Annotated in this window: 11 protein-coding genes; 6 read left to right on the forward strand and 5 right to left on the reverse strand. The window is 48.7% G+C overall.

Annotated features, from left to right (window positions below):
* The first annotated feature begins 195 nt into the window (after positions 1 to 195).
* Positions 196 to 1,185, forward strand: a complete 990-nt coding sequence (locus tag ACR9Y8_RS18955; protein ID WP_481214818.1) for a potassium channel beta subunit family protein — start codon at positions 196 to 198, stop codon at positions 1,183 to 1,185.
* An 889-nt stretch (positions 1,186 to 2,074) separates the two neighbouring features.
* Here ACR9Y8_RS18955 and lysS read toward each other — a convergent pair.
* On the reverse strand, positions 2,075 to 3,586 hold the full coding sequence (lysS, locus tag ACR9Y8_RS18960; RefSeq protein ID WP_481214819.1) for a lysine--tRNA ligase: 1,512 nt from the start codon (positions 3,584 to 3,586) through the stop codon (positions 2,075 to 2,077).
* Positions 3,587 to 3,821: 235 nt separating this feature from the next.
* On the opposite strand from lysS, the gene ACR9Y8_RS18965 reads away from it, so the two are divergent.
* A complete protein-coding gene (locus ACR9Y8_RS18965) occupies positions 3,822 to 4,655 on the forward strand; it encodes a universal stress protein (protein ID WP_481214820.1) in 834 nt (277 codons plus the stop codon).
* Between the two features lie 34 nt (positions 4,656 to 4,689).
* Positions 4,690 to 5,457 carry a DUF4197 domain-containing protein gene (locus tag ACR9Y8_RS18970; RefSeq protein ID WP_481214821.1) on the forward strand — a complete coding sequence of 256 codons (768 nt, stop codon included), beginning with the start codon at positions 4,690 to 4,692 and terminating at the stop codon, positions 5,455 to 5,457.
* Positions 5,458 to 5,512: 55 nt separating this feature from the next.
* Here ACR9Y8_RS18970 and ACR9Y8_RS18975 read toward each other — a convergent pair whose 3' ends face one another.
* Together ACR9Y8_RS18975 and ACR9Y8_RS18980 are read right to left on the reverse strand one after the other, a co-directional pair.
* Positions 5,513 to 6,403 (reverse strand): flavin reductase family protein, encoded by an 891-nt coding sequence (locus ACR9Y8_RS18975; RefSeq protein WP_481214822.1) that lies wholly within the window; start codon positions 6,401 to 6,403, stop codon positions 5,513 to 5,515.
* Positions 6,404 to 6,418: 15 nt separating this feature from the next.
* On the reverse strand, positions 6,419 to 7,438 hold the full coding sequence (locus ACR9Y8_RS18980) for a fumarylacetoacetate hydrolase family protein (protein ID WP_481214823.1): 1,020 nt from the start codon (positions 7,436 to 7,438) through the stop codon (positions 6,419 to 6,421).
* 62 nt (positions 7,439 to 7,500) lie between these two features.
* Here ACR9Y8_RS18980 and ACR9Y8_RS18985 point away from each other — a divergent pair, with 62 nt between their 5' ends.
* The 3 genes from ACR9Y8_RS18985 to ACR9Y8_RS18995 all read left to right on the forward strand — a co-directional run bounded on the left by ACR9Y8_RS18985 (position 7,501) and on the right by ACR9Y8_RS18995 (position 12,014).
* The gene (locus ACR9Y8_RS18985; protein WP_481214824.1) at positions 7,501 to 8,742 is read left to right on the forward strand and encodes a serine hydrolase; all 1,242 of its coding nucleotides are present in this window, start codon (positions 7,501 to 7,503) and stop codon (positions 8,740 to 8,742) included.
* A 19-nt stretch (positions 8,743 to 8,761) separates the two neighbouring features.
* Positions 8,762 to 11,245 (forward strand): bifunctional glycoside hydrolase family 9 protein/polysaccharide deacetylase, encoded by a 2,484-nt coding sequence (locus ACR9Y8_RS18990; protein ID WP_481214825.1) that lies wholly within the window; start codon positions 8,762 to 8,764, stop codon positions 11,243 to 11,245.
* Positions 11,246 to 11,348: 103 nt separating this feature from the next.
* On the forward strand, positions 11,349 to 12,014 hold the full coding sequence (locus ACR9Y8_RS18995; RefSeq protein WP_481214826.1) for a sterol desaturase family protein: 666 nt from the start codon (positions 11,349 to 11,351) through the stop codon (positions 12,012 to 12,014).
* Between the two features lie 2 nt (positions 12,015 to 12,016).
* Here ACR9Y8_RS18995 and ACR9Y8_RS19000 read toward each other — a convergent pair whose 3' ends face one another.
* Positions 12,017 to 12,355 (reverse strand): hypothetical protein, encoded by a 339-nt coding sequence (locus tag ACR9Y8_RS19000; protein WP_481214827.1) that lies wholly within the window; start codon positions 12,353 to 12,355, stop codon positions 12,017 to 12,019.
* 5 nt (positions 12,356 to 12,360) lie between these two features.
* Positions 12,361 to 13,299: a DUF6263 family protein gene (locus ACR9Y8_RS19005; RefSeq protein WP_481214828.1), complete on the reverse strand. Its 939-nt coding sequence runs from the start codon at positions 13,297 to 13,299 to the stop codon at positions 12,361 to 12,363.
* Positions 13,300 to 13,310: the final 11 nt, after the last annotated feature.

Consider the following 13,310-nt stretch of genomic DNA (forward strand, 5'->3'; position numbering starts at 1 on the left):
TTAACCTAAAATTTGTTCTTATATGTCAAGAACTGTGCCAAGCTGGGCTATGTACACTTTGGTATAGCGGAAATTTTTGGTCAAATTTGTAATCCTTCCCAAGATCATATAACGTCCAACGCTAAACGTATTTGTTTCTCAGTATTTTATGTTTCGCGCAGGGGCATCATCCGAAACAAAATAAAATTATAATTTATGGAATACAGGAAACTAGGAAAAACGGGTTTGCAGTTAAGCGTACTATCTTTTGGCAGCTGGGTCACTTTTCACAAGCAGATAGATGATAAGCTGTCAGACAGGCTGATGGGCATTGCCTATGATAACGGCATCAACTTTTTCGACAATGCAGAGGTGTACGCGCTGGGAGAATCAGAGAAAATGATGGGCCGTGTATTGAAGCAAAAGAACTGGGACCGCAGTTCTTACACCGTATCAAGCAAGGCTTATTTCGGTTCAAGAGGCAAAAACAACAAGCCTAACCAGACAGGGCTGAGCCGCAAACATTTGGTAGAAGCCTGCCACGAAGCGCTGCAACGCCTCCAGGTAGAATACCTCGACCTGTATTTTTGTCACCGGCCGGATAAAAATACGCCCATTGAGGAAGTGGTATGGACCATGAACCACCTCATTCAGCAGGGCAAGATCTTTTACTGGGGCACTTCTGAATGGAGCGCGCAGGAGATTATGGAAGCGAATATGATAGCGCGGCAGCACCACCTGATAGGGCCGGCTATGGAACAGCCGGAATACAACCTGTTTAACCGGACAAAGATGGAAAGGGAATACCTGCAGATATTTCGCAACGTAGGGTTAGGAACTACTATCTGGAGCCCGCTGGCTTCCGGTTTGCTGACCGGCAAATATAATAAAGGGATCCCTGCTGATTCCAGGCTGGGGATGCCCGGCTTTGAGTGGCTGAAGGACCGGCAATTTGTACAGGATAAGCTGGACCGGGTGGCAAAGCTGGAAAGGATCGCCAGGGACCTGAATACTTCGCTGGCCATATTTTCAATTGCCTGGTGTATCCGCAATCCAAATGTTACTACTGCTATATTGGGGGCTACCCGGGAAGAACAGTTGTCAGAGAACCTCGAGGCTCTCGATGTATACCCTCTATTGACACTGGACATTATGGAAGCCGTTGACCAAATAATGGCTACAAGACCTGAACAACCGGAGTACTGAAGAGGCTGTATCGTTCTCCTTAGTTTACAAGGGACTTAATATTAACAAATTATGAAATTAATAATGGAATTAATATAATGATTTTTATAATGCATCAGTATAATAGCGAATCTTACATTTTTACGAACTATTTTCTAGCGTTCACGGAAATCGAGGAAAAACCTATATATGCTGGTCTATCTTTGACTTAGGTTTTTCATAGGATATGGTTAAAATTATTACAAGGGCGGTATTCTTACCACCCTTTTTCTTTTTATAAAGGGGCTGAAAAGCTCCTTTTGCGTTTAATTGCTATTCCCCGTTGTTTACCGGAACATTCTCTTCATAGTATCCGGAAGTTCACGGGTTCCTATTTTATATAAATTATTGAATATCAATACATATTAATTTAAATGGTTGAATGCTTATCTAGTGGGCTCATCCAGTGAAACTGCGTTTATCTGCATATTTGATACGTTCCCCAAGTAAAATATAGCATTCACTAGAATGGGGGTGGTGATAATTAAATAAATATGATCTTTGTTACAGGTTTTTCAATAAAGATATGGTTAAAATTTTTCGGGGCTGTAGTCTTGCAGCCCTGTTTCTTTTTTAGGACTTTCAACATTTGTTCTCATATACTAAAAGGTCCCGTACGTCGACGATGTACGGGACCTTTTGTTTGTCGTTAAAAAAAGGCAGGAAAACCGGATTTATATCGGAGCCGTTTACCAGCTATGGGCAAAATGCTACCACCTGTTAAGAGAATAGCATCGATTAATAATTGTGATAAATGTACTTGCCGTGGAGTATTAAATTTGAAGTGGTTTTCATAGGATATGGTCAAAAAAAGTAAAAGGGGGTGTATTCTTACACCCCCTTTTGTATTCCGGTTATTTTCAGTTGCCTGTTATAATTTCTCCGGTTTCATTTGCGGAAAGAACAGCACGTCCTGGATGGATGGCTGGTTGGTCATCAGCATGGTAAGGCGGTCTATACCGATACCGATGCCTGAGGTAGGCGGCATGCCATATTCCAGGGCCCGGAGGAAGTCGTAATCGATGTACATTGCTTCATCGTCACCGCGTTCCATCAGTTTTACCTGCTCTTCAAAGCGCTGGCGCTGATCAATAGGATCATTCAGCTCGCTGTAGGCGTTAGCAATTTCCTTACCGTTTACCATCAGTTCAAAGCGTTCTACGAGGCCGGGCTTGCTGCGATGCTTTTTGGTAAGCGGGCTCATTTCTACCGGGTAGTCGATGATAAAGGTGGGCTGCACATAGTGCGCTTCACATTTCTCGCCGAAGATCTCATCCACCAGTTTACCCTTGCCCAGTTTGGGATCTACGTGAATACCCAGTTGTTTGCACACTTCGCGCAGCTGGTCTTCCTCCATGCCGCTGATGTCTACGCCGGTATGCTCTTTAATGGCATCGTACATGGTAACGCGGCGGAAAGGCGCTTTAAAATCAATGGTCCGGTCGCCAACGGTCACCTGGGTAGTGCCATGCAGGGCAATGGCGATCTTTTCCAGCAGGGTTTCAGTAGTGCGCATCATCCACTCGTAGTCTTTGTAGGCTACGTACATTTCCATTACGGTAAATTCCGGGTTATGGGTGCGGTCCATACCTTCGTTACGGAAGTCTTTGGCAAACTCGTATACCCCTTCAAAGCCGCCTACTATCAGGCGTTTGAGGTATAGCTCGTTAGCAATACGCAGGTATAAGGGCATATCCAGCGTATTGTGGTGCGTAACAAAGGGGCGGGCGGTGGCGCCGCCGGGAATGGGCTGCAGAATGGGAGTTTCCACTTCCAGGAAGCCCATATTATTATAGAAATCGCGGATGGTCTGTAATATCCGGGTGCGTTTTACGAAGACCTCTTTTACCTGCGGGTTGATCACCAGGTCAACATAACGCTGGCGGTACCTGAATTCAGGGTCGGTAACGGCGTCGAAGGTGGCGCCTTCCATTTCCTTCACCACCGGCAGCGGCCGAAGGGCCTTGGAAAGGATGTCCAGCTGCTGCACATGGACCGAGGTTTCGCCGGTTTTAGTAATAAAGGCATAGCCCTTTACCCCGATGATGTCACCTATATCTACCAGCTTTTTCCAAACGGTATCGTACAATGTTTTATCTTCTCCGGGGCAGATGTCGTCCCGGCGAATGTAGGCCTGTATGCGGCCCACGCTGTCCTGTATCACGGCAAAACAGGCCTTGCCCATATCGCGGATGCTCATGATACGGCCTGCCAGGCATACCTCCTGGAACTGATCTTTGGTGGCTTCCGAGTAATGCTCTTTGATATTAACGGAAGTGTTGTTAACGGGGTATTCTGCTGCCGGATAGGCGTCGATGCCCAGCTTTTGCAGCTCCTGCAGCTTATCCCGGCGTATGATCTCCTGCTCAGATAATTGTGTCATGTATTATTCAAATGGAGTGCAAAAATAAGGGTAATAAGCGAGAGTCCATAGCCGCCCTTTCCCGGAAAGCAGGCAACACTTGACTTTCTGGCATTAAATTTTCTTTACTGGCAGAAAGGGGGCTGTTATACCGTGGGAGAGGCCTAACTTTACAGTGAGAGTGATATAGGTATTTAAAAAATGACCATATGAAAGCAGCAGCAATTCTTTCATTCTTTGATAAATAACCTCCATTATGAAGACGATCATCGTTCCTACGGATTTCTCTGAGACGTCGTATAACGCCGCGCGTTATGCGCTGGGCCTGGCCCGCCAGATGAACACAGCGCGCATTGTGCTGTACCATGCCTATGAGCTGATTGTGCCCATCCCCGATGTGCCTTCCTCTGTGCCTATGGTGAACCCGGATGAATTACGGAGCGCCAGCATGGAAGGACTGGATAAAATGAAGCGTGAGCTGCTCCCGCTGCTGCCCGAAAATACCATACTGGCATCCCGGGCAGAAAACCACCTGCTGCCGGCCAATATAGACCAGGTGGCCAGGCAAGAGGAGGCAGACCTGATCGTAATGGGGATCACCGGTGGCAGTCAGCTGGAAGAGATCCTGGTAGGTTCTAATACGATCGATGTGGTGAAGCACACTACCTGTCCGGTGATCATTGTGCCTGGTAGCGCCCGGTTCAGGCCCATCCGCAAGATCGTTTTTGCCTGTGATTTCAGGAAAGTGGTGGAGACTACACCCGTGCAACCGCTGAAAAAGCTGCTGAATGTATTCAAGCCGGAGCTGCATGTGCTGAACATTGACCATGAAAGCAAACACTTCACGTCTGATACACCCTATGAAACGCTTATGCTGGATACCTTGCTGGAAGGGTACGACCCGCAGTTCCATTTCATAGATCATACCAATGTGGTGCAGGGAATTATGGATTTTGCGGAAAAACAGGAAGCTGACCTGATACTGATCATCCCTAAAAAGCATGGCCTGTTTGACCATATTTTTAAACGCAGCCGTACCACGCAGCTGGCCTTTCATACGCATGTACCACTGCTGGCCATACACGAATAATTATAAAGCGAATAAATTTGACTATTTTTAATATATGAACTGCAACATTATGAAGAAAGGGATGTTATTCCTGCTGCCGGCCATGCTTACCTTACAGGTGAGCCAGGCGCAACTACTGAAAAAACTGAAAGAGAAAGCGCTGAGTGGTACCAGCACCAGCAACAGCAACAGCAACAGCACAACCAACAGCAATGTTACCGAATCTGAAGCAGGCGCCGGTATAAAAGAGGCACTGTCAAAAGGCGTGAATGCGGGTATTGCCGCCCTTAGCAAAAAGGATGGCTTCTTTGGCAATGAGGCTTACAAGATGTTTCTGCCGGAAGACGCTGTGAAGATCGAAAGGACATTACGCAGCATAGGCCTGGGCAGCCAGGTGGATAAAGCTATCCTCCAGATAAACCGTGCGGCTGAAGGCGCCGTGAGCCATGCAGCGCCGATCTTTGTGGACGCGATCAAGCAGATGTCCATTACCGATGCACTGAAGCTGATCAGCGGCGGTAATAACTCCGTTACAAATTACTTCAAAGGGAAGACATCCGACCAGCTGAAAGCGGCTTTCTCGCCCTCCATCAAAGGTGCACTGGACAGCACCAGCGCAACCAAATATTACGGCGATATTGTAAATACCTACAATAAGCTGCCTACTACTATGAACAAAGTGAATCCCGATCTGCAGGATTATGTGACCACCAAAGCGGTGGCTGCCCTGTTTGACCAGATCAGCAAGGAAGAGACAAATATCCGCCAGAACCCTGCGGCACGTACAACGGACCTGTTGAAGAAAGTATTCGGAGGGAAATAAAAATAAGCAGTTAGTCGCTGGCTGTTAGCTTTTAGCATTTGCTAAAGGCTAACAGCTAGTCGCTGATCGCAGTTAACAATACCTGCCACGCTTCACTCACCTTTCCTGCTTCCAGCAGCTGCTGCGCATAACGGTGCAGCTCTTTTTCCATCTCATCAGGCGTAATACTATAATACTGGATAATATTTTTCAGCTGTTCATCCTCAAAAGACGGATCAATGACGGGCAGCTCATGTATGTTAGCGAGCATGCCCAGGCTGTTGCCCGTGAGTATACGGCTGTTGCGGATAGATAGCGGTAAGGTATCTACGCCAATGCCCAGCCGGGTATTGGGTTTAGGCACTTCGAACACGGCAGCGCCGGAGGCCCGGCAATAGTAGTCGGCGCCCATGCGGGCCACCAAATCTATTTTATGCGGGTTGATACGGTTGTGCTCATCCAGGATCTCTTCGTTAATATGGATCAGGACCGGTTCGCAGATAACAAGATTACCGGCGCCACCCTCCTGGCCGGTTGCAATCACCTGTTTTACTACACATTCCATTTGAACAGGGCTTTCCTTTACCCGCCAGGGTTTTACCTTTTCGGAAGGGAGGGGTGTAAAGCCTGCTTTTTCAAACTCATTCACACCATGCGGGTATTCGCAGCTGCTAAGGGAGGCCTGCTGTACCATGTGGTAAGTGACCACGTTGATCACTACTTCTTTGGTGGCGTATATATTATCCAGCGTATGTTTGGTAGTATTATCCCGCACCCGGCGTGAAGGCGAAAAGATGAGGGTAGCCGGGTTGCTGCCAAATACGTTAAAAAAACTGAAGGGCGAAAGGTTGGGACGGCCATCGGTATCAATAGTGCTGGCAAAGCAGATAGGCCTTGGCGCTACTGCCCCCAGCAAGTAAGCATGGAGCTCTCCTGTCTTAACCTGCCCCGGAACGATCTGCAACATTGGATCTGATTGGTTTTATTGTACGCTCATTTTCTTACGGCGAAGGATAGAGAAGTCGGTTTCTTCCTGTTCGATCGTGTTCCTGAGGGTACCCAGTCCTTCGATCTCCAGCTCTACTACATCGCCTGGCTGCAGCCATTGTTCCTGGTAATTGGGGTCCTGCAGTTTGCCGGTGCCGTTCAGCTCCAGGAAACAGCCTGTGCCAACGGTGCCGCTGCCAATCACATCGCCTGGCATCAGGGTTACGCCGTAGGCGCACCGCTCAATGATCTCGGCAAAGGTCCAGTCCATGTCTCCCATATTACCTTCACTCACCTGTATGCCATTGATCCTGCAGGTCATTTTAAGATTGTAATTATTGCCGGTATGCCCTGGCTTGGCCGGCGCCAGGAATTCTTCCAGCTCATCCGGTGTTACGAGCATAGGGCCTATCACGGTGCTGAAATCTTTTCCTTTGGCAGGGCCGAGGTTGAGCTTCATTTCTTCCATCTGCAGGGTGCGTGCGCTCAGGTCGTTCATGATCATGAAACCGCCGATGTATTCATCCGCCTCTTCGGCGGGAATGTTGCGGCCCTGTTTACAGATCACGATGGCTGCTTCCAGCTCAAAGTCCAGCTTATCAAAATGATCCGGCATGCAGTATACTTTGCCGGGGCCCTGTATGGCGTTGTGATTGGTAAAGTAAAAGATGGGATACTGATCAAATTCGGGGATCATTTCAATCTTACGGTTACGGCGGGCAGCTGCTACGTGCTGGCGGAAGGCATAGCCATCGCGGCAGGAGGTAGGGAAAGGCACAGGCGCCAGCACCTGTACGTTATCGTAAGGAATGCCGATGGCGCCGCCTACATGTTGCCCGCTTTTCAGCTGCTCATCTACATGACGGGCGATATCGATCACCTCTTCCCACATCAGCAGGAACATCTGCATGTTACCGGGAAGGTCGGGATGCAACTCCTGCGTGTTATACAGTAAGCCGTTCACTAAAATGGCCAGCTGATCGGCCTCATCTCTCAGGTAAGTTACAAGCTTCATTACAAGATAAATTTTTGCCTTAGGTGTATGATAGCCAAATATATATTTTTATTTTTGAAGATATGCCACGAATTCCACTCACGTTAATCGCCACATTCTTATATCTGTGGGCAGGAGGGCAAACACGTACGGATACCCTTCTGGAGAAACTGATCAGGCAGCATGCTTCAGCTGCTTTGCAGCATACCTTGCAATATCCTGACTCTTTCCGATACCAGCTGATGTACACTCAGATTGACCGGGATAAACACAACCGTCCGCATTTCCGGCATTATTATTTTAATGTGGACCGCAATACCTATTTCAACCCCGCCTCAATGGTAAAGATGCCGATAGCGGCGCTGGCGCTTGAAAAGCTGCGCGAGCTGCATAAGCGGGGCCTGGATATGAATACGCCTATGCTGACAGATAGCGCCTACCCGGGGCAGGTAAAAGTGTATAGCGACAGTACGGCACAGAACGGATTGCCTTCCGTAGCGCATTATGTCAAGAAGATCTTCCTGGTGAGTGACAATAACGCTTATAACCGCCTGTATGAATTTGTGGGCATGCGGTCCATCCATGAAAAGTTATGGGCACGTGGCTATAAGGATATACGTATTGTAAGACGTTTTATGCCGCTGGATGAAGATGGCAACCGTCATACCAACCCGGTGCGGTTTGTGAAGAACGGGAAGCAGGTGTTTGCTCAACCGGCAGACTATTGCAACCTGTCATTTGATTTCAGTAAACAGATACTGATCGGAAAGGCACACATGAACCGCCAGGATTCGCTGGTTAATACTCCGCTGGATTTTACCAAGCATAATAATTTTCCGATTGAAGATATACAGCATATGCTGCAGACGATATTATTCCCTGAATCAGTGCCCAAAGAACAGCGCTTCAGGCTGACCAGGGAGGACTACCGTTTCCTGTATCATTACATGTCTGCCAGGCCCAGGGAATCTGATTACCCGAAGTATGACACCATTCAATACTTTGACAGTTTTACCAAGTTCTTTATGTTTAAAGCGGGCCAGGGTAAGATACCGCCTTACATACGTGTATTCAATAAAACAGGCTGGGCTTTCGGGTTTTTAACTGATGCGGCTTATATTGTGGACTTTAAGAACAATGTAGAGTTCATGCTCACGGGCACTGTTTATGTGAACCGGGACGGCATATTGAATGATGACCGGTACGAATATGAAACGGAAGGTTATCCTTTCTTTAAAGAGATCGGGAACATCATCTATCAATACGAACTGGAACGTAAACGGTCGTATACCCCAGACCTTGAAAAGTTTGCGGCTGTGAGATAGCTCTCCCATCATTATTATCATGCGATTACTGTCTGTACTGCTCTTCCTGCTGCCATTTACCGCTGCCGGTAATGACAGCGCCACTGCATGGATAAGAATTAACCAGTTGGGATATACGCCTGCCGGTGTTAAAACGGCGGTGTGGTGCGCCAGGGCTAACCTGCCTGCGGCCGCTTTTACGCTGCACGATGCGGCCAGTGGGCGCGTAATGTGGAAGGGTAACAGCAGTCCTGATTTTGGCGCTTATGGGCCTTTTACCCATACCAGGCGCCTGGACTTCACCGCATACCGGCAGCCGGGCAATTATTATCTTGCCTGTGGTGACAGCCGCTCACCGGTGTTCCGGATAGGTGCGGATGTTTACAAAGGCGCTGCAGATTTCTGCCTGCAGTACATGCGGCAGCAGCGCAGCGGGTTTAACCCTTATCTCAAAGATTCCTGTCATACACACGATGGGTTCACCGTATACGGGCCTATGCCCGACGGTACACACATAGATGTAGCAGGCGGCTGGCACGACGCCAGTGATTACCTGCAATACGTTACTACCTCCGCTAATGCCGCCTATCACCTGCTGGCCGCCTGGCGGGATTTTGGGCCGGTATTCAGTGACCGCCATGCCGCCAATGGCCTGGATGGCAGTAACCAGGTAGCTGATGTACTGGATGAGGCCCGCTGGGGACTGGACTGGCTCCTGAAGATGCACCCCGCAGCCGACCAGTTATTCAACCAGATAGCAGACGACCGTGATCACCGGGGCATGCGCCTGCCCACAGCCGATACTGCCAGTTACGGCAAAGGCCTGGAGCGTCCGGTGTATTTTTGTACCGGTCTTCCGCAGGGACTAAAACAGTACAAGAACCGGAGCACCGGGCTTGCTTCTACTGCCGGCAAATTTGCCAGCGCCTTTGCGCTGGGCGCCTCCTTATACAAACATAGCGACAGCGCCTACAGTGCCCTGCTGGCCGGTAAGGCGGCATCTGCGTTTGCCTTGGGCGTGGCGCATCCGGGTGTATGCCAGACCGCGCCATGCGGTGCACCATACTTTTATGAAGAAGATAACTGGATGGATGATATGGAGCTGGGCGCCGTTATGCTGGGGCAGCTATCCGGCAAAAAGGAGCTGTTGCAGCAAGCGTTTAGCTGGGCCCGTACAGCGCCGCTTACTCCCTGGATGGGTGCGGATACCGCCCGCCATTACCAGTGGTATCCGTTCCATAATTTCGGTCATTATGAGCTGGCTAAAGCAGGCGCGGGGATGAAAGACAGCACCATGCGGTACTATCGTCAAGGAATCAACGCAGTCTGGGAGAAAGCCAGGCATAATGCTTTTTACAGGGGCATCCCTTTTATCTGGTGTTCCAATAACCTGACCGTTTCTTTTGCTATCCAGTGTAACCGTTACCGTCATATTACGAAAGACAAACGCTACCAGTCGCTGGAACAGGCCAATGTCGACTGGCTGTTTGGCTGCAATCCCTGGGGCACCACCATGGTGGCGGGCTTGCCGGCAGGCGGAGATTTTCCCGAAGACCCGCATAGTTCCTTTAGTCACCTGTACCAGTACCCTGTAAGCGGCGGACTGGTAGACGGACCGGTGTACACCAGCATCTACAAAAACCTTATTGGTATCACCCTGCATAACGGTGATGAATATGCGGCTTTTCAGTCAGACCTGGCCGTATACCATGATGATTTCGGTGATTACTCCACCAATGAGCCTACCATGGATGGCACCGCCAGCCTGGTATACCTGCTGGCTGCACAGGAATATGAGGCGCGGCCACAGCGCCCTGCTGCCTCAACGTATAGCCATGGCGCTATTATCCGGGGCGACAGTACACAACGTAAGCTGGCCCTGGTATTTACTGCTGATGAATTCAGGGATGGCGGCGCAGCTATTGCCAGGATATTGGAACAGCACAAGGTACCTGCTTCTTTTTTCTTTACCGGCAGGTTTTACCGCAATGCTGCCAACAAGGCGCTGATACAAGCGTTGCGGCGCAGGGGCCATTACCTGGGCCCGCATTCAGACCAGCACCTGTTATATAACGACTGGACAAAAAGGGACAGCCTGCTGGTAACACAGCAGCAGTTTACTGCAGACCTGCAGCAATGTTATCGCGCTATGGAACAACAGGGCATCAGTAAAGCGCATGCATCCTATTTTCTGCCGCCATATGAGTGGTATAATGATACCATCGCAGCCTGGACCAGTAAACTTGGCCTGCAGCTGGTGAACTTTACGCCCGGCACCCTGAGCAACGCAGATTATACCTGGCCGCAGCTGCGCCAGTATCGTAGCTGTGATGTTATTATGCAATCCATCCGCGGTTATGAAGAACAATATCCTGCAGGGCTAAACGGTTTTATGCTGCTCATGCACGCAGGTGTAGATCCGAGGCGTACCGACAAGTGCTGGGATGATCTCGATAAATTGCTGAACTTCCTCCACGAAAAAAAATACACTATGGTAACAGTGCCTGTATTACTGCGGGATTAGTGCTTAACATGCTGATAATCTGTACCTGAAATACTATAGGGGTACAAGGCTCCTGGTTCGTTTATTTAATTAATGACGTAATTTTGCTTAAAACCAGGGGTCTATGAAGTTTGACAAGATTAAGAATAAAGGACAGGCCAGATTGTTTGAGAGTAAATACCTGGAGATGCTCACCAAAACGCATCCATTGATCATTTGGGGCTTATATCTGCCCATCATCGGCTACATGCTGTATCATAGTTACCAGGTATTGAATTTTAGTATCGGTACTATTGCGCTTATCTTCTTTGGCGCCATTTTTTTCTGGTCTTTTTTTGAGTATGTGATGCACCGTTTTATGTTCCACTTTGCCAGTGACAACCCTAAAGTAAGGCGGGTGGTATATGTAATGCATGGTAACCATCACGAATATCCGCGGGATAGGCAGCGGCTGTTCATGCCGCCCGTACCCAGTCTTATACTGGCATCCATCATCTTTGCCGGCCAGTATCTTTTTTTAAGGGAATATGCTTTTTCTTTCTTTCCCGGTTTTATGCTTGGATATCTTATCTATGGCAGTATGCATTATGCTATACATGCCTGGAACCCTCCCTTCAGGTTCATGAAACCCGTATGGCGCAATCACCATCTGCATCATTACAAAAGTGATGACAAAGGGTTTGGCGTTAGTTCTTCCTTATGGGATGCCGTGTTCGGAACGGGGTTTGACCTGAAGCAGGAACGGGAAGATAAGACCAAGGTAAAAGAGCTGATGTTTGAGCGTTCTTAGGCTCACCATCTGTCTTCCTCATTTTCGGGGGGACTTGTTTTATACGTTTCGCGGGACTTTATTTTCTGTAGTTGTCTTTCTATGAGCAGCGCTGCTATTTTGCGGTAGGCGCCTGCACCGGCATCTTTTTCCAGTATGTCTCTTATCTGGTTTTCCGGCACATCTATACGGTACAATAAAAAAACGAATTGCTGGAAGTGGTGGCTGATCAATATTTCCAGCCGTTCTGCCAGCAATTCTTCCAGGCGTTCGTAGCTAATGGTATCCGGCAAACGCAGCTCCATGGTTTCGCCCAGTTCACGGGCGGTTGTTTCCAGGTATTTTTCCGGTACCCCGCTCATATGGTTTACTTCATTTGTTTGATCTTGTAAGAGGCATTGGTGATCACCTTTACCGGTACTTTCAGGTCATGTTTCAGGCGTTTTGCCTTATTGGCCTTGTAGGTATAATTACCGTTCATTTCCAGGTTCTGGATGCAGATGCCGGGGAGGCCACTGCTGCGCAGGATGAGGTAGTTGCTTTGCATGGTGCCTTCTATTTCGGCGGTAGCCTGGATACCTTCTTCCAGGGTAAGCAGTGTGAGCTTATCTGTCTTAACCTTGCCGGTGGCCCCTATTTTGGCGGTTTGGCTATCCCAGGTTTGCAGGTTCCAGTACAGGTCCATCCGTCCTACCAGGCCGGTGCGCAGGGGGACGCTTTCTTCCCATTGCGTGCCTGTTTTTACGCCGTGAGCAGGGTAGATCACCAGCAGCTGTTCCAGCCAGGCGCGGAAGGCCTCTGTACCAAACTGGTCTTTCATCAGCTTTTTATAGGCTTCCTGTTCATCTTTTTTGAGTGTTGTAAAGGCAGTGGCTGCGCTATCCAGCAGGTTATCCAGCCCGTTTATTTTGTTAATGGTGCCGGTGCCTTGCAGGTCTACCGTAAAAGGATGGTCCAGGATATTTTTAAGAGCGGCCTGGAAGGGCTCTTTATCATTGGGTGTGTTGGCGTCAACGTAAATATTCTGGTTCTTGCTGTTGAAGTTAAATTTCAGTTCTTTATAGCGGAAAGTAAGCAGGGTGCGGCCTGGGTTCACTTCAGTAACATCTATGGCGATGGTGTTGTTAAAATCCCTGGTAACGCGTTGCACTACTTCGTCTACAGTGGTATAGGTTTCGCTGCGGCTTTCCTGTTTCAGTTCAAATTGTTCGCCTGCCTTGAAATTATAGCCCAGTTCAACATACTCTTGTGCGGCAGCCGTCAGAGAAAGCGAAACACCGATGATCAGACTTGAAATAAACTTCATAAAATTTAAAC

The organism is Chitinophaga sp. SVR4-12A, assembly GCF_056754765.1.

Coding starts and splice junctions, on each gene's coding strand:
- ACR9Y8_RS18955 (WP_481214818.1), top strand. CDS start 196: ATGGAATACAGGAAACTAGGAAAAACGGGTTTGCAGTTAAGCGTACTA.
- lysS (WP_481214819.1), bottom strand. CDS start 3,586: ATGACACAATTATCTGAGCAGGAGATCATACGCCGGGATAAGCTGCAG.
- ACR9Y8_RS18965 (WP_481214820.1), top strand. CDS start 3,822: ATGAAGACGATCATCGTTCCTACGGATTTCTCTGAGACGTCGTATAAC.
- ACR9Y8_RS18970 (WP_481214821.1), top strand. CDS start 4,690: ATGAACTGCAACATTATGAAGAAAGGGATGTTATTCCTGCTGCCGGCC.
- ACR9Y8_RS18975 (WP_481214822.1), bottom strand. CDS start 6,403: ATGTTGCAGATCGTTCCGGGGCAGGTTAAGACAGGAGAGCTCCATGCT.
- ACR9Y8_RS18980 (WP_481214823.1), bottom strand. CDS start 7,438: ATGAAGCTTGTAACTTACCTGAGAGATGAGGCCGATCAGCTGGCCATT.
- ACR9Y8_RS18985 (WP_481214824.1), top strand. CDS start 7,501: ATGCCACGAATTCCACTCACGTTAATCGCCACATTCTTATATCTGTGG.
- ACR9Y8_RS18990 (WP_481214825.1), top strand. CDS start 8,762: ATGCGATTACTGTCTGTACTGCTCTTCCTGCTGCCATTTACCGCTGCC.
- ACR9Y8_RS18995 (WP_481214826.1), top strand. CDS start 11,349: ATGAAGTTTGACAAGATTAAGAATAAAGGACAGGCCAGATTGTTTGAG.
- ACR9Y8_RS19000 (WP_481214827.1), bottom strand. CDS start 12,355: ATGAGCGGGGTACCGGAAAAATACCTGGAAACAACCGCCCGTGAACTG.
- ACR9Y8_RS19005 (WP_481214828.1), bottom strand. CDS start 13,299: ATGAAGTTTATTTCAAGTCTGATCATCGGTGTTTCGCTTTCTCTGACG.